This window comes from Melissococcus plutonius ATCC 35311, assembly GCF_000270185.1.
In the GTDB taxonomy this organism is placed as follows: domain Bacteria; phylum Bacillota; class Bacilli; order Lactobacillales; family Enterococcaceae; genus Melissococcus; species Melissococcus plutonius.
Genome location: NC_015516.1, coordinates 660,357 through 681,966 on the forward strand (window position 1 = coordinate 660,357; position 21,610 = coordinate 681,966).

The 21,610-nt window shown below is 32.0% G+C and carries 19 protein-coding genes; 16 read left to right on the forward strand and 3 right to left on the reverse strand.

The window, feature by feature from the left end; genetic code table 11:
* The first annotated feature begins 218 nt into the window (after positions 1 to 218).
* The 9 genes from MPTP_RS09905 (at position 219) to MPTP_RS02830 (ending at position 7,693) form a co-directional block, all read left to right on the forward strand.
* Positions 219 to 449 (forward strand): sigma-54 dependent DNA-binding response regulator, encoded by a 231-nt coding sequence (locus MPTP_RS09905; RefSeq protein WP_013773543.1) that lies wholly within the window; start codon positions 219 to 221, stop codon positions 447 to 449.
* A gap of 116 nt (positions 450 to 565) precedes the next feature.
* Positions 566 to 1,072, forward strand: a complete 507-nt coding sequence (locus MPTP_RS09910; RefSeq protein ID WP_231849671.1) for a sigma 54-interacting transcriptional regulator — start codon at positions 566 to 568, stop codon at positions 1,070 to 1,072.
* A 21-nt stretch (positions 1,073 to 1,093) separates the two neighbouring features.
* Entirely contained in the window at positions 1,094 to 3,004 is a 1,911-nt protein-coding gene (locus tag MPTP_RS09915; protein WP_013773545.1) for a PRD domain-containing protein, read from the forward strand.
* Between the two features lie 67 nt (positions 3,005 to 3,071).
* Positions 3,072 to 3,503, forward strand: a complete 432-nt coding sequence (locus MPTP_RS02805; RefSeq protein ID WP_231849658.1) for a PTS sugar transporter subunit IIA — start codon at positions 3,072 to 3,074, stop codon at positions 3,501 to 3,503.
* A 20-nt stretch (positions 3,504 to 3,523) separates the two neighbouring features.
* On the forward strand, positions 3,524 to 3,997 hold the full coding sequence (locus tag MPTP_RS02810) for a PTS sugar transporter subunit IIB (RefSeq protein ID WP_013773547.1): 474 nt from the start codon (positions 3,524 to 3,526) through the stop codon (positions 3,995 to 3,997).
* Between the two features lie 16 nt (positions 3,998 to 4,013).
* A complete protein-coding gene (locus MPTP_RS02815) occupies positions 4,014 to 4,805 on the forward strand; it encodes a PTS mannose/fructose/sorbose/N-acetylgalactosamine transporter subunit IIC (protein WP_013773548.1) in 792 nt (263 codons plus the stop codon).
* Positions 4,789 to 5,610, forward strand: a complete 822-nt coding sequence (locus tag MPTP_RS02820; protein WP_013773549.1) for a PTS system mannose/fructose/sorbose family transporter subunit IID — start codon at positions 4,789 to 4,791, stop codon at positions 5,608 to 5,610. The genes MPTP_RS02815 and MPTP_RS02820 overlap by 17 nt, the downstream gene beginning before the upstream one ends.
* A 13-nt stretch (positions 5,611 to 5,623) precedes the next feature.
* Positions 5,624 to 6,673, forward strand: coding sequence for an SIS domain-containing protein (locus MPTP_RS02825; protein WP_013773550.1), 1,050 nt, complete (start codon positions 5,624 to 5,626; stop codon positions 6,671 to 6,673).
* A gap of 24 nt (positions 6,674 to 6,697) precedes the next feature.
* Positions 6,698 to 7,693, forward strand: a complete 996-nt coding sequence (locus MPTP_RS02830) for an SIS domain-containing protein (protein ID WP_013773551.1) — start codon at positions 6,698 to 6,700, stop codon at positions 7,691 to 7,693.
* Between the two features lie 183 nt (positions 7,694 to 7,876).
* Here MPTP_RS02830 and MPTP_RS02835 read toward each other — a convergent pair whose 3' ends face one another.
* The gene (locus tag MPTP_RS02835; protein WP_013773552.1) at positions 7,877 to 8,749 is read right to left on the reverse strand and encodes an RluA family pseudouridine synthase; all 873 of its coding nucleotides are present in this window, start codon (positions 8,747 to 8,749) and stop codon (positions 7,877 to 7,879) included.
* A 177-nt stretch (positions 8,750 to 8,926) separates the two neighbouring features.
* Here MPTP_RS02835 and MPTP_RS02840 point away from each other — a divergent pair, with 177 nt between their 5' ends.
* The 3 genes from MPTP_RS02840 to MPTP_RS02850 all read left to right on the forward strand — a co-directional run bounded on the left by MPTP_RS02840 (position 8,927) and on the right by MPTP_RS02850 (position 12,454).
* Positions 8,927 to 9,331, forward strand: a complete 405-nt coding sequence (locus MPTP_RS02840) for an Hsp20/alpha crystallin family protein (RefSeq protein ID WP_013773553.1) — start codon at positions 8,927 to 8,929, stop codon at positions 9,329 to 9,331.
* Positions 9,332 to 9,865: 534 nt separating this feature from the next.
* On the forward strand, positions 9,866 to 12,049 hold the full coding sequence (locus MPTP_RS02845; RefSeq protein WP_013773554.1) for a PBP1A family penicillin-binding protein: 2,184 nt from the start codon (positions 9,866 to 9,868) through the stop codon (positions 12,047 to 12,049).
* A gap of 63 nt (positions 12,050 to 12,112) precedes the next feature.
* Positions 12,113 to 12,454 carry a YlbF/YmcA family competence regulator gene (locus MPTP_RS02850; protein WP_013773555.1) on the forward strand — a complete coding sequence of 114 codons (342 nt, stop codon included), beginning with the start codon at positions 12,113 to 12,115 and terminating at the stop codon, positions 12,452 to 12,454.
* A 235-nt stretch (positions 12,455 to 12,689) separates the two neighbouring features.
* Here MPTP_RS02850 and MPTP_RS02855 read toward each other — a convergent pair whose 3' ends face one another.
* Positions 12,690 to 14,972: an ATP-dependent Clp protease ATP-binding subunit gene (locus tag MPTP_RS02855; RefSeq protein WP_013773556.1), complete on the reverse strand. Its 2,283-nt coding sequence runs from the start codon at positions 14,970 to 14,972 to the stop codon at positions 12,690 to 12,692.
* A 245-nt stretch (positions 14,973 to 15,217) separates the two neighbouring features.
* Between MPTP_RS02855 and MPTP_RS02860 the strand changes: the two genes are divergently transcribed.
* The 4 genes from MPTP_RS02860 (at position 15,218) to MPTP_RS02875 (ending at position 19,420) form a co-directional block, all read left to right on the forward strand.
* Positions 15,218 to 15,412: a hypothetical protein gene (locus MPTP_RS02860; protein WP_013773557.1), complete on the forward strand. Its 195-nt coding sequence runs from the start codon at positions 15,218 to 15,220 to the stop codon at positions 15,410 to 15,412.
* Between the two features lie 177 nt (positions 15,413 to 15,589).
* A complete protein-coding gene (locus MPTP_RS02865; RefSeq protein WP_013773558.1) occupies positions 15,590 to 15,856 on the forward strand; it encodes a phosphocarrier protein HPr in 267 nt (88 codons plus the stop codon).
* Complete coding sequence (gene ptsP, locus MPTP_RS02870) at positions 15,856 to 17,583, forward strand: phosphoenolpyruvate--protein phosphotransferase (protein WP_013773559.1); 1,728 nt, start codon at positions 15,856 to 15,858, stop codon at positions 17,581 to 17,583. The genes MPTP_RS02865 and ptsP overlap by 1 nt, the downstream gene beginning before the upstream one ends.
* Before the next feature lie 493 nt (positions 17,584 to 18,076).
* A complete protein-coding gene (locus tag MPTP_RS02875; protein WP_013773560.1) occupies positions 18,077 to 19,420 on the forward strand; it encodes a hypothetical protein in 1,344 nt (447 codons plus the stop codon).
* A gap of 235 nt (positions 19,421 to 19,655) precedes the next feature.
* Here the strand turns inward: MPTP_RS02875 and MPTP_RS02880 are convergent, their stop codons facing one another.
* Positions 19,656 to 21,590, reverse strand: coding sequence for a PTS fructose transporter subunit IIABC (locus MPTP_RS02880; protein WP_013773561.1), 1,935 nt, complete (start codon positions 21,588 to 21,590; stop codon positions 19,656 to 19,658).
* Between the last annotated feature and the right edge of the window lie 20 nt (positions 21,591 to 21,610).

Consider the following 21,610-nt stretch of genomic DNA (forward strand, 5'->3'; position numbering starts at 1 on the left):
ATTTTTAAAATATATACACAGATAAAAGTTTTTAATCATCTTGGTAAGTCAAGCAGTTCTTTCTAGCTGTTTGGCTTTTGGCTTAATAAACTAAACTTACTTATTTTTACTTTATTTTTTCTTAGTTAAAGCAATAATTATAAAATAATCTCATTAAATTTCTAAGAAATTATCCCTAATTACATTCACCTATTGATTTATATTAAAGGAGAAATAGTATGGAAAAAGAAATACTCAATTATTTAAAACAACAGACAGAATTATTTGATTTTAATAATCAAAGTGATCTTTTTACAGCAAAAAAGATCGCTGAAAAATTTTCAATTAAAAGAAATACGGCTAGCCATTATTTGAACCAACTGGCCAAAGAAGAATTAATAGTCAAAATAAAAACGAGACCTGTTATTTTTTTCATAGAAAAACATTTGAAAAGGAGGATTTCTATTTAGATAAAACAATTTTTGATAGTTTTGATGAATTAAAAGAAACCCAACTATTATTTACAAATCAAAATAGAGATAGCTTTTCTCCCTTAATTGGTGCAAATCAAAGTCTAGAAAAAAGTATTCAACAATTAAAAGTAGCGGCACTTTATCCATCAAATAAGTTACCATTTCTCCTGACTGGTGAAAGCGGTACAGGAAAAAGCTATATGGTTCAATTATTTTACCAGTATTGTATTGCAAATAATGTATTAAAAAAGAATGCTCCTTTTTTGACATTAAATTGTGCACAGTATGCCAATAATCCAGAATTATTAACAAGTAATTTATTTGGCTATGCAAAAGGTGCGTTTACAGGTGCTGAAGAGGATTATGATGGATTGTTTAAATCAGCAGATGGTGGTTTGTTATTTCTTGATGAAGTTCATCGGTTGAATGCAGAAGGGCAGGAAAAATTATTTACCTATATGGATCAAGGAGTCATTCAAAGAATAGGCGAAACGGCTAAAAGTCAATCTGTAAATGTTCGGTTAGCTTTTGCTACAACAGAAGACCTTCAAAGTACATTTTTAACTACTTTTATTCGTAGAATTCCCATTCAGGTTAAGCTGCCAACATTATCTCAATGAACATCTGCTGAAATTCAAGAATTGATTTATACTTTTTTTATTAAAGAAAGTGAACAATTAGATAGAGAACTATCAATTACTCCTCAGGTAATCCGCTTGATTAAAAATAATTCTTTTAAAGGGAATGTTGGCGAATTAAAAAATAGAATTAAATATCTTGTTGCCAAAGCATACGCTAGACAACAAGATACCTCTGTTATTCATATTACGATTCATGACTTACCAACTGAATTGTTATCCTATCCAGCTGATCCTTTGATGGAACAAGAGGATCAAATGGTTATTTCCATCAATAAAACAACGGTGGTGACAGATTTACTCATTCAAAAAGACCAACAAAAACTTGTACTAACAGCCTATCAAGAATTGCTTTTTTTATTTCAAAAAATGCGAAAAGCAAAAAATGAGACAGAAAAATATGAAAAACAAATGAATCAAGTAGTTGATACCTTGTTTGACCAATTGATTTTTAAAACAAATTCAGCTATGCAAAAAGAATGGCTCTCATTTATTACACAATCAGTGAGTGATATTTTAAAAGAAATAGAAATTTCTTCATCCATTCAATTTAATGGCAATAGTATTTATGCAATTAGTTATCATCTTTTCCAACGCAGAATGGTCAAATGGCAGATAAAAGAATGGACAAAAAAACAATTATTAAATGCTTTTACCCATTACATAAAAAAAAGTTATTCTGTAACTTATCAATATTCACAACAATTGATTGAAAAAATTACAAAAAAACTAGATATCGAGATGAATGAACTAGATACAATTCTTTTAACACTCTATTTAAAAAATCTAAAAATTACTACGACAGAACAAGCAACACCAAAGGCAGTTATTATCGCACATGGCTATTCAACTGCAAGTAGTATTGCAAATGTAGTCAATCGTTTGTTAAATAAAAATTTATTTGATTCTTTTGACATGCCAATTGATGTAACACCTCAGATAATTGGTCAAGAATTACGCAAATACATAGAAAAAAATGATGTTTCAAATGGGTTAATTCTCTTAGTGGATATGGGATCACTCGAGGAAATACACCGTTTATTAAAAATAAATCTGCCATTTCCAATTGTTTTAATTAATAATGTCTCAACCCGTTTAGCTTTAACCATTGGTGAAAAGTTATCAACCATGGAGTTAGAATCATTGATAAAAGAAGCTGTCAATGTAAATAACACGGAATATACCATGATCTATCCAGATAATGCTAAACCTAAAGTCATTATAACAACCTGTCAAACTGGAATTGGAACAGCTAAGCAGCTAAGTAAATTATTAAAAGCAAGCTTGCCGGATAAATTAAACATAACCATTCTATCTTATGATTATGAAACATTAAAAGAAAATAAAGAAAAAATTGAGGTATTTTCAACCTATCAAGTGATGGCCATCATCGGAACAGAAAATCCAGGAATTTCTTCTACTCCCTATTTTTCACTAGACGAATTAGTACTAGGTAACAATTTATCAAGATTACAGAAAATTTTTGAACAGGATTTAACTAAATCAGAACAAATCAGAATGGAAAATCAATTCATTAAAAACTTTTCTTTAGAACAGGTAATTCATTCTGTAACTATTCTGGACACAGATAAAATTATAAAAAAGGTCGAAGAATTTTTAACTACATTAGAAGTATTAGAACAAAAAAGAATAGCAAATCAACAAAAAATTACACTCTATGTTCATTTAAGTTGTTTGATTGAACGATTAATTCGCAATATGCCGATTGAAGTGATTAATGAGTGTCAAGAACAAAAAAGAAAGCGTCATAAAGAGCAATTTGAAAGGATCGCTCAAGCCTTTAGTGTCATAGAAGATTGCTACAGTGTCAAATTACCTCTTGCTGAGCAAATTTATATTTATAATATTCTTTATGGTAAATGGGATCAAACCAACGAATTATCAAATTTTTAAATAAAAATGGAAAGCATGTCATCGTTTGGCATGCTTTTTGCTTTATAAGAAGATGTAAAGAAGAGAGGTGAATTATTTGGAAAGGGTATTCATATTAGCCAGTCATGGAAATTTTGCAGAAGGAATCTACAATTCTTTAACATTAATTCTTGGTGAGCAGAAAAATATTCAGCAATTGAATGCTTACGTGGATGAAAGTGATATTACGGAACGTATTCAACAATTATTGGAACAAAATAGTGAAAAAGAAATTATTGTTTTAACAGATATTTTTGGTGGGAGTGTAAATAATGAATTTAGTAAATTTTTAAAAAGACCCAATATTCATTTAGTTGCAGGCATGAACTTACCATTAATTATTGAATTATTGTTACTAACAGAAAGTAATCCAGAAAAAGATACAGCAGATCTAATTCGATTAGCCTTGGCAAATACCAGACAATCATTATGCTATTGTAATGAACAAGTTAATAACAAGTTAGAAGAAGATGAATTTTAATTAAATCAGGAGGGAAAAAAATGATTCAATTACTACGTGTTGATCATCGGTTACTGCATGGTCAGGTTGCTTTTTCTTGGACTCAGGGATTGGGTGCAGACTGCATTTTAATTGCAAATGACGATGTTCCTAAGAATGATATTCGTAAGACAACTATTAAACTAGCAAAACCTCAGGGAGTAAAATTGGTAATAAAAACAATTGAAGAATCTATTCAAGCTTTGCAAAGTGGTATCACTGATAAATATAAATTATTTATTGTCGTAGAATCTGTCTCAGATGCGTATAAATTAGCTATGAATTGTCCAGCGATTGAGCAGATTAATCTAGGCGGAATGAAGACACGTGAAGGTACGCGTAATATTTCTAAAGCAATTAATATTTTGCCAGAAGAAGAAACAATGGTTAAAGAATTAACTGAAAAGGGAATTGAAGTAGAAATCCGACAAGTACCAGGTGAGCATAAAGCTATGGCGATTGATTTGTTAGAATAGAAAAGAGGAAAGTTGGATGATTTTACAAGCAGTTTTACTAGGAATTGTTGCCTTTATTGCACAATCAGAATACGCTTTAGGCACATCCTTGTTATCTAGACCACTGGTTACTGGTTTGTTTACAGGAATTGTACTGGGAGATGTTAAAACAGGAGTTATTATGGGAGCGACTCTAGAATTAGCTTTTATTGGTTCGTTTTCAGTTGGCGCTTCTATTCCACCAGATGTTGTTACCGGGGGAATTTTGGGAACCGCTTTCGCCATCACAGCTGGTGCCGGGACAGAAACCGCTTTATTGTTAGGATTACCTATTGCAACATTAACACTTATCATAAAAAATATTTATATGGGTTTATGTATTCCTATTATGAACAATCGTGCAGATCGCTATGCAAAAGAAGGTAATTATAAAGGGGTTGAAGCGATGCATTTAATTGCTGGATTTGGAATGTCATTGCTTCTTGCATTAATTGTTGGAATCTCTTTTTCAGTAGGTAGTCAAACAGTCAAGCAATTATTAGATATGATTCCAAAATTTATTCAGCATGGATTGACCGTAGCAACAGGTATTATTCCAGCTTTAGGCTTTGCAATGTTAGCAAGATTACTGATTAATAAAACAGTCGTTCCCTATTTCTTTTTAGGATTTGCATTGGTTGCTTATCTAAAAATTCCAATCACTGGTATTGCTATTTTTGGCGCTATCTTAGCCATAATTATTGTTAATTTAACAAATATAAAGATGAAGCAACAAAGCCAGTTGCAAGCAGAAAGTGGGGCGGAAATTGACGATGATGAAGACTTCTAAGAAAGAAAATCAATTAACAAAAAAAGAGTTAAATAAAGTCTTTTGGCGTTCTTTTCAAATGGAATTTTCTTGGAATTATGAGAGACAAATGAATATGGCTTATGTTTATGCCTTAATGCCTGTGCTAAAAAAACTTTATACAACAAAATCAAGTATGGCTGATGCCTTAAAACGCCATTTAACCTTTTTTAATACAACACCACATATTGTTACCTTCATCTTAGGTATCAATGCTGCGATGGAAGAAGAAAATTACTTGGATGACGATTTTGATATTACAGCAATTGATAGTATTAAAACTTCCTTGATGGGACCATTGGCTGGTCTTGGTGGTTCATTTTTCTGGGGAACCTTGCGATTGATTGCAACAGGCGTAGGAACTTCACTAGCTTTACAAGGAAATATTTTAGGTCCCATTCTATTTTTATTAATTTTCAATATTCCTCATATTCTTTTACGTTATTTTTGTATGAATTGGGGATATCGTTTGGGTACAGATCTTTTAAAAAAAATGCAAACAAATGGCATGATGGAAAGTTTAATGTTAGGTGCTTCAATTCTTGGTTTGATGGTCGTTGGTGGGATGACCGCATCTATGATTGATATTACAATCCCTTTAAAGATAGGGAGTGGAAACAATATAGTAAAAATTCAAAGTATTCTTGATGATATCCTACCTAAGATGCTTTCTCTTGCTTCTTTTGGTATTGTGTTTTATTTGCTCAAAAAAGAAGTAAAACCTTTGGTAATTTTAGGTGGAATGGCGGTTGTAGGTATCCTTGGTGCTTGGATTGGTATTTTTTAAAAGGAGAAAGAAAATGACAACAATGTTAGATTATATCAACGAAGAACCCAGTGTATTAATGAGAATTTTAGAAGAATTTGATAAAGAAAAACAGCCAATATTTAAACAGGTTAGGCATTGTCTAATTTTGGCGACAGGTTCTTCTTTTAATGCTTGTTTAGCAGCAAAATATTATATGGAAAAAACAGCAAATCTATTTATTGATATTCAAGAACCTTATCAGTTTACCCATTATGGTAAATTAGATCCTCAAGTCGATCTTGTAATTGCTGTCTCACAAGGAGGGCGAAGCGCTTCAACGATTCAAGCATTAGAAAAAATACAAAATATCGACTGTGTTCAGATCTTAGTATTAACAAATGAAAAGGAAAGTCCAATTACAAAAATCGCAGATAAGGTAATTTTATTAAACTGTGGAGAAGAAAAAGTTGGTTTTGTTACAAAAGGTTATACTGCAACAGTTCTAAATTTAATGTTAATTTCTTTGGTTATTGGAATTTCAACAGACTATATTAATGAAAAAGCTAAACAAGAAGAATTAGTACAATTAAAAAAAGTACTTCTTAACATAAAAAACAGTATAGCTTTTGCTGAATCCTTTTTTGGTAAATATGAAAAAGAGTTAATTAATGGTAATCGCTTTATTGCAATTGGTTATGGTCCTAATTGGGGAACTGCGAAGGAATTTGAAACAAAATTTACAGAAACGGTTCGTAAACCTTCTCAAGGATTTGAATTAGAGGCCTATATGCATGGTCCTTATCTAGAAGCTAATCAAGAACATATGCTATTTTTTATTGAGGGAAATGGAAAGATAGAAAATCAGCGTTTAAATGATTTAAAAAATTATATGACAGATCATGTTTCAGCTTGTTATACAATTCAATTATCTCAAGAAAAATTAATAAATGCTAAATTTCAAGAAATACCTGACAAGTTAACACCATTATTATTAGTTATTCCGATTCAATATCTTGCCTATAAAATTGCTGAAGGAAAAGGTATTGATTTAGCAAAACCAATTTTTTCAGATTTCGATCAAAAATTAAAAAGTAAATTATAAATGAACCTAAAAGGAGAAAAAAAGATGCTAAAATTTGATGAAACAAAACAAATTAATCATGTGAATGGTGCTTTAAAGCTAAGAAAGGAAGTAGAAACAATTGTAGATAAAATTTACCATGAAGGGTTTGACCATATTTTTTACCTAGGAATTGGTGGCACCTATGCTTCAAGTATGCAAGTAGTCACCTATCTTAATGCTAAAAGTAATTTGCCAGCTTATGTTCAACATGCCGCAGAATATTATACAACTGTAAATAAACAGTTGACCGAAAAGTCAGTTGTTATTCTCTCTTCTGTGACAGGTAGTACAGAAGAAGTCGTGCATGCAGTAAAAGAAATAAAAAAAGTAGGTGCACGTATTGTTGGCTTTGTGGACAAAGAGGATAGTCCATTAGCAACTTCTTGTGATTATTTAATTTCTTATCCAGAAAATGAACAGTTAAAATTTTTTATGGTTGCTGATCGGTTAATGTTTAACCATGGTGAATTTGATGAATATCAACAATATTACAACGAATTAGAAGAACATCTTGCTGTTGCACTTGTTGAAGTTGAGAAGTCTGCTGATCAATTTGGATTAACATTTGCAGAAAATCATCGACATGATGCCATGCATTACTTTATTGGTGCAGGAAGTCAGTGGGGAGCTGTTTATTCTTATGCGATGTGTTATTGGGAAGAACAGAGTTGGTTAAGATCAAAATCTATTCATGCAGCTGAATTTTTACATGGTACGTTAGAAATTATAGATGAAACAACGCCTGTTACTTTATTTATTGGTGAAGACGAACAACGACCATTAGCAGAACGTGTGGCAAATTTATTGCCAAAAATTTGTGGAAACTATACTATTATTGATTCAAAAGAATATGAATTAGCTGGAATCAGTGAAAAATACAGAGAACGTTTGTCCCATTTAATCATGCATTGTGTTACTCAACGAATTGATGCTCATGTTGAGCATTTAAACCGACATCCAATGGTTATTCGTCGTTACTATCGCCAGTTTGATTATTAGATCACTTAATAGTCAACTATAAGCGAGAACCGATAGATTGTTATAGCTCTTATAGAAAAAGGCAATGTAAAATAGACGATATGAATAGCTTATTAGCTAACAGTTCATATCGTCTATTTTTTGTGAATAAATGAAAGTAATCATTTTTGAATAGGTAAAGATGTTTTATTTTAGTATAATTAGTTACCATAAACCGTGTGTAGCAATAGCTACAATCGCTTGTTTGGAGAAAGGGTGTTTGATATGTAATTCATAAGCATGAAGCATTAGTCGCTTGTTATTTCCTGTTTTGTTTGTATTATATAGAGGATCACCAATAATAGGAAATCCGGCATTTGCCAGATGAACGCGTATTTGGTGCGTTCTGCCAGTTTCTAATCTACATAAAAGAGCAGTTTTATTTTCTTGCGTCAGTGTAAAGGCTTTTTGAATATGTGTAATAGCGATCATTCCATGTTTTGAATCAATGATTCGTTTCCTACGATCATGTCGATCTCTACCTATTTTCTTGGTAATTGTCCAAGTATTCTTTAATACAATCCCATCGACGATTGCTTGATAACAGCGATATATTTGTTTTTTTTCAAGCATTCTTCCCAGAATAGGTAAAACAAATGGATTTTTAGCAAATAAAATAGCGCCACTTGTTTCCTTATCTAAACGATGTACAACATAAGGAATTTGTTGCTTTGGTTTTAAATAAGCCGTCAGATGATTTAGGAGAGTATCATTTTCATCTGGCTGATTTGGATGTGTTTTCATTCCAACTGGTTTATTAATAATAATGAGATGTTCATCTTCGAATAAAACATGTACAAGCTTGCTATTTCCAGCATGAATCGTGGGTATTTGATAATCTTCTTTTTCGAATTTTAAAGTAATCTGATCATTTGCTGAAACTGTTTGATGAAATAAAACTGGCTGATTGTTTAATAATACATTTTTTCTAATTCTTAAAAAGTGACGGACCTTTCTGGGAATCAACCATTCTTTTTCAAGTAAATCACGAATAGTAAGTGTAGGTGAGTCAGCCGGTAATGTTATTGTAAAATGCATAAACATCTTCCTTTATATAAATTAATTTAATATAACAAGGTATAGAAAAGGATTAATAGAGAAAAGGTTCTTAAATTTTCTACTCTTCATTTTAATTGACGGAATCTAAAAATGCGATTACAGTAAAAATAGTATCAATCATAATAAATCTAAAAATCTAGGAAAGAAGGAATAATTATGGCTAATATTGTACCTAATGACCGAAATTTTATAACCGATGATTTCTTTGGAAGAGCATTCAGAGATTTTTGGCAGGATACTTCATTTAATGTAGATGTTCAAGAAATGGCTAATGAATATACTGTAAAAGCTGATTTACCAGGGTTTAATAAGGAAGACTTACAATTAGATTATGATAAGAATATTTTAACCATTATAGCAAAGTTTAACACAAATAGCGAGGATCGTTCTGGAAATTACATTCGTAGAGAGCGTGCAATGTCAACACAGCAACGTCAATTTATGCTAAAAAATATTAATGAAGATGACATTCAGGCAACCTATAAAGATGGGGTCTTAACGATACACCTACCTAAAAGTGAAAAAGCTGATCAGGCAAATAAACGAATAGAAATACAATAAAGACAAGATCGTTTATTCACTATTGGTAGTAAAATAGCTGTCCTCTATTTATTAAATAGATACCTGAATAAAAGATACAGAAAAGAATTAACTATAAAAATAGGAAATACTGGTATAACGGTTACTTGTAATTTTAGATAATCTTAATGCGTTACCAAAGCAGTTAATGTTTATTCTATGAACAAAAAAGATAACTATAAATTTTATTTATAGTTATCTTTTTTGTTCAATTGTCATTATCCAACTCTTTCTATACTTTGTATCATTAAAATAGTAAAATAAAAAAGAAAACTTTTAATTAAGTTTGCTTAAATTAACGAATAAACATTAGTTAATAAAATAATTAGGAAAAGGTTGCTATTTTTTAAGTTTTTTACTAATTCTTAAATAAAAAAGGCAGAAAACTATGCTAAACTTAGTATTTAACGAGAATTCTGATTGTTTTAATGATACTTAATAAGTGCAAATTTTTAAAATATAAGCAAAACAAATAGAACTATCGTAAGAAATATTGTTTATTTAAGAGGGAATAGAATGGATAAAAAAGAAATTTTTAATAAAATTTACCATGGATTAATTCGTTTTTGGCAATGGATACTCCCTTATTTATTAAGGCTACATCATTTTAGAAAACGAATTTGGAAAAAATATCAAATTAATAAAATTATTTTATTATTAGGATTAATCACTTTATTGGCTGTTAGTGTTTATCTATTTTATTTAGCTAAATCAGCAAATGTGGATACATTAAAATCTGGATTAAGTCAATCAACAGTAGTTTATGATGAAGATGGTCAGAATGCTGGAAAATTATTTGGGCAAAAAGGAACCTATGTAGAATTAAATCATATCTCTCCTTATATACAAAATGCATTAATTTCTACAGAAGATCGTAATTTCTATCAGCACCATGGGTATGATTTATCAGGGATTGGTCGAGCTATTATTGGGAAACTAACCTTTGGTAAGATTGGTGGAGGTGGCGGAAGTACTATTACACAACAATTAGCAAAGAATGCTTACTTAACACAAGAACAAACCCTTGATCGGAAGGCCCGTGAATTATTTTTATCCATTGAAATTGAAAAACATTATTCTAAAAAAGACATATTGGCGATGTATTTGAATAAATCTTATTTTGGTAATGGTGTCTGGGGTGTAGAGGATGCTGCACATAAATATTTTGGTGTTAGTGCTAATGAAGTAACACCTGGTGAGGCAGCAACATTGATAGGAATGCTTAAAGGACCTAACATCTATAACCCAATTGACTACCCAGAAAATGCCAATCATAGACGAAATACTGTATTGCAGTTAATGGTTTATAATGGCAAATTGGCTCAAAAAGAAGCAGATAGCGAAGCTACAACGAATTTAGCAACATTATTAAGAGATGATTATACAGAATCAACTTCCGATTACCGATATCCTTATTATTTTGATGCAGTCATTGATGAAATTGTTAATAATTATAATATCAAAGAAGAAGATCTACTGAATAATGGTTATAAGATCTATACTTCTTTGAATACAAATTATCAAAAAGCAATGGATACAACCTATGCAAATAATACTTTATTTCCAGAAAATGCAGCAGATGGAGCAATGGTACAGAGTGGTTCTGTGGCTGTTGACCCTAAAACGGGAGGAGTCCAAGCAATTGTAGGTGGTAGAGGAGAGCATGTTTATCGTGGATTTAATTATGCCACACAGGGGAAACGACTACCAGGTTCTTCACTTAAGCCAATCTCAGTTTATACGCCTGCTTTAGAGGCTGGTTATAAACCAGATAGTATTTTAGAAGATCTTCCGCAAAGCTATTATCCCGCACAGAATTATAGTCGAACGTATAGCAATGAAGTACCGATGTATCAAGCTTTAGGAGAGAGCTTAAATTTACCTGCAGTTTGGTTGCTACATAAAATTGGGATAGATAAAGGCTATAGCAAAACAGAAAAATTTGGCATACCATTGACAGAAAAAGATCGCTATTATGGGTTAGCTCTAGGTGGATTAAATAAAGGTGTCTCACCGATCACGATGGCAGGAGCTTATACTGCCTTTGCTAACGAGGGGGAGAAGGTTACACCCCATCTGGTAACAAAAATTGTAGACTCAACCGGTGCAGTTGTTGAAGATAATAAAAAGGTCAAAAAAGAACAAGTGATTACCAAAGATGTAGCGGATGAAATCAATAGCATGTTACTAGGTGTTTTCAGCTCAGGTAGTGGCGTTCATGCTGCACCGGCTGGTTACAAAATGGCTGGAAAAACAGGAACAACTGAAACGAGCTTTGACAGTAGTAAAACAAATGATCAATGGGTCATTGGATATACACCAGAAGTCGTTATTGCCACATGGTTAGGTTTTGAAAAAACCGATAAATCACATTATCTTGAAGGTAGCAGTGCGACCTATGCTTCTACTGTATTTAATAGTCAGGCAAGTGGAATTTTACCGCATACCAAACAAGCATCTTTTGATGTTGCAGATGCTTATACGACCCATGGCAAGATGGTTTCAGCTGCGGATGAAGATGATAGTATTAATAATGATGAGTGGAAAGAGGATGTAAAAAATATCGGAGATAGGGTAAAAGAAGGTGTAAAAGATATTAAAGGTAAAGTCAAAGAGAATTTTGGTGAACAGATAGATGACAAGCTAAATAAAGCAAAAGATAAAGTCAAAGATGTGATTGGTGGCTTTTTGGGACAATAATTAGTTTAAAAACTTCTTATGGAATGATAAAATAAAGAAAACGATTAGAAATGAGGAAATCTTGTGAATAATATTTATGATACAGCGAATCAACTTGAAAAAGAGATTTATGAATTAGCTGAATTTAAAGCATTAAAAGAGACTTATAGTGAAATGCAAGCAGATGAAGACGCCTATGGGTTGTTTAAAGAATTTCAAGAATTTCAACAAAAATTACAAGAGAAACAAATGAGTGGGGAAGAATTTACTGAAGAAGAGACAACCAAAGCACAAGAATTAGCAACAAAAATACAAGCTACAGAAATAGTTGATAAATTGATGCAAAAAGAGCAGGCATTAAGTACTGTGATAAATGATCTTAATCGAATTATTATGACACCAATTCGCAATCTATACAATGACTAACCAAATACGAATAATTTAATTCTTATTTAGGAAAAATCTATTTTATTTAAAATAGCCTACCTTCAAAAAACACCTATTTTTGAAGATAGGCTATTTATTTTTCATTTACTTTGTTTGTAATAGAGCACTTTTAATAAAATAATTTCATTATTAATAAGTTTTTGAAAGAAAAAAATCTATTGAAAAATTTATTTAATAAATTTTTCAATAGAAATATTTTCTATTCCTTAGTTGCTTAGGATTTTGTTTCATCTGTTTGATTATTTGTCGAATTTTTTAGGTCAGCCGTTGCTTTTTTTGCTTTTGATTCTTTTTTCGTGATAACGATATTTTTATCTTTATCTAGTTTGGCTTCTAATTCCTGAACATCTGGATATTCTAAATAGTATTCTGCAATACCGTCTTCAATTTGTTCTTGTACAATTCGTCTTAGTGGACGAGCACCCATTGCCGGATTATAACCAAGATCAACTAATTTTTCTTTAACATTTTTAGGAATTGTGATATTTAATTTTTGATGTTCAAGCGAACAATTGACGTCATCTAACATTAAACTGACAATTGTTAGTAGGTCCTTCTTGTCTAACGACTTAAATTCAATGATACCATCGAAACGATTTAAAAATTCAGGTGTAAAGAAATTATTTAATTGCCCAAGTACAGAACGTGTAATTCCCTCTCTTGCTGCTCCAAATCCTACATTGGCTTCAATCTTTCCACTACCAGCATTACTTGTCATGATAATAATGGTATCTTTAAAACTAACTGTACGACCTTGAGCATCAGTTAATCTTCCATCATCTAAAATTTGTAAGAAGACATGTAAAACATCAGGATGGGCTTTTTCAACTTCATCTAATAGAACTAAACTATATGGATTACGACGAATTTGTTCTGTTAATTGGCCAGCTTCTTCATAACCAACATAACCTGGCGGTGAACCAATTAATCGAGATACACTATGTTTTTCCATATATTCACTCATATCGAAACGAATCATAGAATTATCAGAACCGAAAAGTTCATAAGCCAATTGTCTTGCTAATTCGGTCTTCCCAACTCCAGTTGGTCCAACAAATAGAAAAGAGCCGATTGGGCGATTTTGTTTTCCTAAACCAACACGATTCCGTCGAATCGCCTTAGCAACTCTGTCTACTGCATCATCTTGTCCAATAACATGTGCTCTCAAGTCATCTGATAAATTCTTCAATTGTGTCTTTTCTTTTTCTTTTAATTCACCGACAGGAATTCCTGTTCGTTCTTCAACGATTCCCTCAATAACCTTTTCGTCAATGGTTGGTGCTTTTTCATCGCTGACTTGCTGGTTTTTCATTGCTTGGAGTTTATTAATCTGATCTCTATAGTAAGCAGCTTTTTCAAAGTCCTCTTCTGCTGAAGCTTTTTGCTTTTGTTGTTCAGCTTCAGTCAACCTATTTTCAATAGTTTTTGGATCAGCTACATGGATGGTTAAATTCATTTTTGAACCAGATTCATCCAATAAATCAATCGCCTTATCTGGTAAGAAACGATCTTGGATATAACGATTTGATAATGAAGCAGCTGCCTCAATCGCATCATCTGTATATTTTACATGATGGTAAGCTTCATAACGTTTTTGAAGACCTTTTAGAATCTTAATCGTTTCGTTAATTGTTGGTTCATCTACACGAACAGGTTGCAAACGACGCTCTAATGCTGCATCTTTTTCAATAACTCGGTATTCATTTAGCGTAGTTGCACCTACCATTTGTAAATCACCACGTGCCAGTGCCGGTTTTAAGATATTTCCGGCATCTAAGTTTCCTTCACCAGCAGTACCAGCGCCAACAATTTCATGAACTTCATCAATAAATAGAATGATGTTTTCAGATTGTGTCACTTCATCAATTAAGTTCTGCATTCTTTCTTCAAACTGACCTCGAATCCCTGTTCCCTGAACTAGAGAAACAACATCTAAACGAATGACTTCTTTTCCTAATAACTTTTGAGGAACATCCCCATTTATAATTTTTTGAGCTAAACCTTCTACAACTGCCGTTTTACCAACACCAGGTTCACCAATTAAAACTGGATTATTTTTTGTTCGACGATTTAATACTTCAATAACACGTTGAATTTCTTGATCACGCCCAACAACAGGATCAATATTTCCTTGCCGTGCAGCTTCTGTGATATTAAAACCATATTCACCAAGCATGCCATCGTTTTCGTTGCCATTATTTCTTGGTGGTTGACCATTATTAAAGTTGTTGTTATTTCCACCAGATTGTGTAGGAGGCGTTTGTGGTTCGTTTGGTATACCTCCTTGTTGCATCTGATGAGATAGCGAACGGTATAAATCATCCAAACTTCCAAAGCCAAATGGATCTTGTGGACCCATTGTTGGTTGGTTATTATTTGCTTGTGCTTTTAATCTTTGATAACAATTTTGACAATAGTCTAGCTGTTTTCTTTGACCATTAACATTTGCATATAAATGAATTGTTGCTTCATTTTGTTTACAATTTTGACAAAGCATGTACTAGAACACGTCCTTTCACTCGTAAGATTGGTAGATAAAAATGATCTAACATTCCTGCATTTCATAAAGGTCAAACCAACATTGACCATTTTTGACCTTTGAAACTATTATAGCATTTTTCATTAGAGAAGCAAGTATTTCAACTTAGAAAAAATAAAATTTTTGCAGACAAATCACATTTTTTTTATTAAACTAGTACCTAAAAGATGAAACTAAAATATAGAGGGGAAAATTGAATAAAGATGGATAAAAATACTTCTATAGAAGAAAAAATTGCTGCTTTAAAAAATGGAGACATTCAGGAAATCATTGTGACACCAGATACCTTTTTAGCTTTTAGAGAAGTATGGAAAAATTTGCCAGATAAAAAGAATATTGTTGGTGAAGCTAGCTTAAATGGCACAATTATTTATCGGTATAATAAAAATACGAACTAAAATTTTTAATCTTTTATTCCTTTATTAAAATAAGTTAAAAGTGTTGTATATCCTTAAAAAAAATGGTAATCTTAGTGATTGAAAGGGTCCTTTTTATTGACCATTAAAAACGAAACGGTCTTAAAAGAAAACCCTAACATAAAAATTATTTAATGATTATGAAGGAGACCGATTTATATGGAAAAGAAAGAATTTCACATTATAGCAGAAACAGGTATTCATGCACGTCCAGCGACATTGTTGGTACAAACTGCAAGCAAATTCAATTCTGATATTAATCTAGAATATAAAGGAAAATCAGTAAATCTTAAATCTATTATGGGTGTTATGTCTTTAGGTGTTGGTCAAGGCTCTGACGTTACCATCACGGTTGATGGTTCTGATGAAGCGGATGCAATTTCATCTATTATGGATACAATGAAAAAAGAAGGATTGTCAGAATAATGTCTGAGAGATTAACGGGAATTGCAGCTAGTGAGGGTATTGCTATTGCAAAAGCTTATATGCTTGTTCAACCAGATCTATCTTTTGATAAAAAAACAGTGAGTGATAATCAAGCCGAAGAAAAACGTTTGGATGATGCACTAGCTGAATCAACAAAAGAATTGAATATTATTCGTGATAAGGCAGCAAAAAATTTGGGTGAATCTGAAGCCCAAGTTTTTGATGCTCATTTGATGGTTTTGTCAGATCCTGAAATGGTAGGTCAAATAAAGCAAAAGATTCAAACGGATAAGATAAATGCTGAAGCAGCTTTAAAAGAAGTAAGCGATATGTATGTTAGCATGTTTGAGGGAATGACAGATAACGCTTATATGAAAGAGCGGGCAGCTGACATTCGTGATGTTGCTAAACGAATTTTAGCACATCTTCTAAATGTTACTTTGCCTAGTCCAGCTATGATTGACGAAGAAGTAATTGTAGTTGCCCATGATTTAACACCAAGTGACACTGCACAGCTGGATCGTAATTTTGTAAAAGCTTTCGTTACAGATATTGGCGGGAGAACATCACATTCAGCAATTATGGCACGATCTCTTGAGATTCCAGCGATTGTTGGAACAAAAGAAATTACGCAAAAAGCAAAAGCAAATGAACTTTTGGCAGTAGATGGGATAGACGGAGATGTTATTCTTGCTCCATCAGCTGAACAACGTGCTGAGTTTGAAGATAAAAATAAAGCTTATAAAAAACAAAAAGCAGAATGGGAAAAATTAAAAAGTGAAAAAACAATCACTTCTGATGGCAAACATTTTGAATTAGCTGCTAATATTGGTACACCAAAAGATTTAGAAGGTGTAAATAACAACGGTGCTGAAGCAATTGGTCTGTACAGAACAGAATTTTTATACATGGATTCATCGGATTTTCCAACAGAAGATGATCAATACACGGCTTATAAGACTGTGCTTGAAGGAATGGATGGAAAACCAGTTGTTGTTCGTACGATGGATATAGGTGGAGATAAGAAACTTCCTTATCTTAAATTACCAGAAGAAATGAATCCATTTTTAGGTTACAGAGCTTTACGTATTAGCTTATCTGATTTGGGTGACGATATGTTTAGAACTCAGTTACGTGCTTTATTACGAGCTTCTGTTTATGGTAATTTACGTATCATGTTTCCAATGGTAGCGACATTGAAAGAGTTTAGAAAAGCAAAAGCAATTTTTGAAGAAGAAAAACAAAATCTTGAAAATAAAGGTATTGAAGTTTCTCAAACGATTGAGGTAGGAATTATGATTGAAATTCCGGCCGCAGCTGTTTTGGCAGATAAATTTGCCAAAGAAGTAGACTTTTTCAGTATTGGCACCAATGATTTAATCCAATATACAATGGCAGCAGATCGTATGAATGAACGCGTTTCCTATTTGTACCAACCTTATAATCCATCAATCCTGCGTTTGGTGAAGCATGTTGTTGAGGCAGCACATGCTGAAGGAAAATGGGCTGGTATGTGTGGTGAAATGGCTGGAGATCAAACAGCTGTACCGCTATTAATGGGAATAGGTTTAGATGAGTTTTCAATGAGTGCAACCTCTGTCTTAAAAACTCGTAGTTTAATGAAACGTCTAGATACTAAGAAAATGACTGAACTTTCAGAACGTGCATTGAATGAATGTGACACAATGGAAGAAGTTGTTGAATTGGTTAAAGAATATACAAAATAATTAAAAATTTCAAATAAATAGCTTAAACAGAAAAGTTGATGAATATATTATGTTCATCAACTTTTCTTTGTCTTCAAATCTATTTCAGATAAATAGATTTAGAGAATAAATTGAATAGGTTAAGCTAAGCTTCTTTTATTGCCTGTTGCAACGTTTCTAATGTGAATAAGAAAGATATCTTGATAAAATGATTTATTTAAAAAATTAATTATTATAAGTATATAGTTTATCTTTTTGTTGAATGACTATTTTAGCAAATAACATTCATCGACCATAAATTTTGAAATTATATGATTGAATTTACTACAGATTGTATTAATAATAGCCATTTAAATTACAATTATAATATTGAAATTTTTTGATTATTTTGAGTATTATTTGTTTTTTCTATTGAATAACAGCTTTTTATTTAAAAGATTTCCTTTAACTTAGTATAATAAAAATGAAAATAAAAGTTATTAAGGTCTTATACTTAAGGAAAAGGGGCAGGAGATTGAAAAAGACAAACCAACTTTATTCAGTAAAACAATTGATCCGTCCAACATTGAATGAATTGAAAACCAATCTGTTGGATTGGTTATCTTTTGTACGTATTGTTAGTTCTCCTGTAAATTATTGTATTAATAAAGGAGAATTACAAGAATTTGATTTAATTGCCATTCAAGCATTTATTCATTCATTGGTTGATCAAAAAGAGATCCAAATAAAAATTAATAGTAAAACTAGTGAATTTCAACTTTCTGTAACAGAGCAAACAATTGTTGAACAAACGATTTTAGATAAGACAACTTTTACAGAGTATCGAACTATCATTGAAGATTATTTTGAAGATCGGTTAACACAATCAGGTATTTATGGTTATATGCGTTCATTTGATGAGTTTTTATTTAATAATACAGAAAATCCTAAAGAACGAACTTTCGATGAAAGTGATGAATATAAATCATTGCCCAAAAGATATAACGAAGAAAAGGAAATTATTGTAGATTGCAATCAATTAACAGGTTATGATTTATATTATAATGACTTATGCTTTACTTCTTGTTGGAGGATGTATTACTCTACACATTATTACCAATTGATACCAAAACAAATTTTTAAGGAAATTCAACAAGTACAGGCAGTAGAAGAATTAGCGAATGATTGGATAAAAATTACTTTGTATAATGATCCGTTTAATTGGGATAAATCAGTTAATTTGTCTTATCAACGTCTATTTAGAGATCAATTAGGGTTTGATCAATTGACATGGACAAATGGGATTGGTGTTTTGCGTGAGCCTTATATTGAATTTATTTTTGTTGATACGATTATTCAAACGATTCAATATCAAAATGATCAATTTCAACCAACAACAAAAAAACAAGCTACCTACTTTGCGATTAAAAGCTTTGAATTAAAAAGCAATAGTTATTTTGAAAATCAAACAAAGGGTGTATTGAATGCACAAGCTTATTTTCCATGGATTGATGAGAAAAGAGAAAGGATGATGAATTATCGCGTCTTAAATCCTGAATTAGCCATTGATAATGGCTTGGCTGCCTATGAATTTTATATTCGTCAATTTTTAGAAATTAATGTATTGGATGAACAATATAATTCTTTTTTGGCTATCTTACGTTTTTATTTGCCTGGAGCTTCACTTGAAAGTTTACCATTAGATCGGTTATATAACAGACTCAATGATACAACCATAAAAAATATAAAGAAGAAAGAGAAAACAACGAGTTTTGATTTAAAAAAAGGAACAAATCATCTGCAAGTTGTTTTTACTGATTATGAACAACTAAAAGAAAAAATGGATATAGAAGAAATTGTTGAAAATAAACAGAGATGAAAATAATAGAAGATTATTTTATTATATTTACATTCGTAGTTAAAGTGTAAGAAAGATAGAAAAAAATTATTGATAATTCTATCCCTTAATTCTGTAATATGCATGCCTAAAATAATTGCTGATTAAACAAGTAAAAAAGACCATTTGAAATCTTTCGTTTTTAAACGATTGATTTTTCAAATGATCTTTTTAGTTTGAAAAGTTTATTCACTATTATTTATTTTAGTTCAGATATTTAAGCTTCCTTGACAGGTTTTTTAATAAAACCTAAAACAATAGAGGAAATAACCGCACCAACCAAGACAAATAATAGATATAATATTGGATGATTTAAAAGTAAGGCAACAAAGATGCCACCGTGAGGAGCGAGCAAACGAATACCAAAACTACCCACCAATGCTCCAGTTATTGCTGAACCAATCACAAAGCTTGGAATCACTCTTAGTGGATCAGAAGCAGCAAATGGAATAGCTCCTTCTGTAACAAAAGATAGGCCCATAACTAAGTTTGTTAATCCTGCATCTTTTTGATCTTTTGTAAATTTATTTTTAAAGAACAAGGTGGACAAGAAAATTGCAAGTGGAGGTACCATCCCACCAGCCATTACAGAAGCCATTACAATACTACCACCTTGAGTAATTGTTGAAGCAATAGAAGCTGTACCAAATACATAGGCAGCCTTGTTAATAGGACCACCAAGATCAATAGCCATCATGCCAGCTAACAAAGCACCAAGCAGTGCAGCATTAGCCCCGTTTAGACCTAATAAAAAGTGATTTAATGCATCATTAACAATTTTCATAGGGATATTAACAAGCAACATTAACCCACCAGCAATTAACAAACCAAATACTGGATAGAAGAGAATTGTCTTAATACCATCAAGTGATTTTGGTAATTTTTTAAATAAGAATTTCAAGAAGACAATAACATAACCAGCCATGAAACCACCAACTAGTGCACCTAAGAATCCAGCGCCACCTGTAATAGCTAAGGCACCTGTTGCAAAACCTGCAATTAACCCAGGTCGATCAGCAATACTGGAAGCAATAAATCCAGCAAAAACAGGTAACATAAATCCAAAAGCAGAATTCCCAATTTCATTTAGAATAGCTGCTGGTTGATTATACTTACCTAATTGACTTAACTGATCATGTGGAACACCTATAAATTGATCAATCATGAAAGATAGGGCAATTGCAATTCCACCACCAATAACAAATGGAAGCATATGTGAAACGCCATTCATCAAATCCTTATAGATACGAGAACCAATAGAACCTTCTGCAGAAGCACCCTCATTATTTACTGATTTTTCACCACTTCCATGAAAAATGGGTGCCTTTCCATTAATAGCTGATTGAATCAATTCCTCCGGTTTCCGAATACAATCACTTACCGGACAGTTGATTAAAGGTTTTCCATCAAAACGATCCATCTCTACTTTTTTATCTGCAGCGACAATGACCCCGTCTGCTTGACGAATTTCTGCTTCTGTTAAACGATTCTTAACTCCTTCAGAGCCATTTGTTTCTACTTTTATAGGAATACCTAATTCCTTTGCTTTTTTCTTTAAAGCATCTTCAGCCATATAGGTATGAGCAATACCAGTAGGACAAGCAGTGACAGCAACAACATATTTTTGTTTTTGATCAGATGTTTGTTTTGTATCACCTGTTTGTTTACTTTTTTCTTGTTCTTCTTCTTTTTTCTTTTCTTCTTCAGCTTGTTGAAAAAGTGATTGAACTTCATCAGGTGTTTGTGCTTCTTTTAATTTAGTAACAAAAGTAGGATCAATTAATAAACGCGACAATGCAGCTAAGGCTTGTAGATGCGTGTCATTTGCCCCTTCTGGTGCAGCAATCATAAAAAAGAGATAGACAGGTTGCTCATCTAGAGCAGCATAGTCAACACCCTTTTTACTTTTGGCAAATAAAACGGTTGCTTCTTTTACCGCACTATTTTTTGCATGCGGCATGGCAATGCCTTCCCCTAATCCTGTAGATGTTTGTGCTTCCCGAGCTAAGATTCCTTTTTTATATTTATCAATATCTGTAATTCTTCCTGTTTCGTAGAGCTTTTGAACCATCTCATCAATTGCAGTTTCCTTAGTTGTTGCTTCTAAATTCATAATCATTGCATCTTTAACGAGCAAATCTTTGATGTCCATGAATATTCCTCCCTAGTAAA

Bases quoted from the DNA above. Each gene is read 5' to 3' on its own strand.
- MPTP_RS09905 (WP_013773543.1), top strand. From the start codon at position 219: ATGGAAAAAGAAATACTCAATTATTTAAAACAACAGACAGAATTATTT.
- MPTP_RS02810 (WP_013773547.1), top strand. From the start codon at position 3,524: ATGATTCAATTACTACGTGTTGATCATCGGTTACTGCATGGTCAGGTT.
- MPTP_RS02815 (WP_013773548.1), top strand. From the start codon at position 4,014: ATGATTTTACAAGCAGTTTTACTAGGAATTGTTGCCTTTATTGCACAA.
- MPTP_RS02820 (WP_013773549.1), top strand. From the start codon at position 4,789: ATGATGAAGACTTCTAAGAAAGAAAATCAATTAACAAAAAAAGAGTTA.
- MPTP_RS02825 (WP_013773550.1), top strand. From the start codon at position 5,624: ATGACAACAATGTTAGATTATATCAACGAAGAACCCAGTGTATTAATG.
- MPTP_RS02830 (WP_013773551.1), top strand. From the start codon at position 6,698: ATGCTAAAATTTGATGAAACAAAACAAATTAATCATGTGAATGGTGCT.
- MPTP_RS02835 (WP_013773552.1), bottom strand. From the start codon at position 8,749: ATGCATTTTACAATAACATTACCGGCTGACTCACCTACACTTACTATT.
- MPTP_RS02840 (WP_013773553.1), top strand. From the start codon at position 8,927: ATGGCTAATATTGTACCTAATGACCGAAATTTTATAACCGATGATTTC.
- MPTP_RS02845 (WP_013773554.1), top strand. From the start codon at position 9,866: ATGGATAAAAAAGAAATTTTTAATAAAATTTACCATGGATTAATTCGT.
- MPTP_RS02855 (WP_013773556.1), bottom strand. From the start codon at position 14,972: ATGCTTTGTCAAAATTGTAAACAAAATGAAGCAACAATTCATTTATAT.
- MPTP_RS02860 (WP_013773557.1), top strand. From the start codon at position 15,218: ATGGATAAAAATACTTCTATAGAAGAAAAAATTGCTGCTTTAAAAAAT.
- MPTP_RS02865 (WP_013773558.1), top strand. From the start codon at position 15,590: ATGGAAAAGAAAGAATTTCACATTATAGCAGAAACAGGTATTCATGCA.
- ptsP (WP_013773559.1), top strand. From the start codon at position 15,856: ATGTCTGAGAGATTAACGGGAATTGCAGCTAGTGAGGGTATTGCTATT.
- MPTP_RS02880 (WP_013773561.1), bottom strand. From the start codon at position 21,590: ATGGACATCAAAGATTTGCTCGTTAAAGATGCAATGATTATGAATTTA.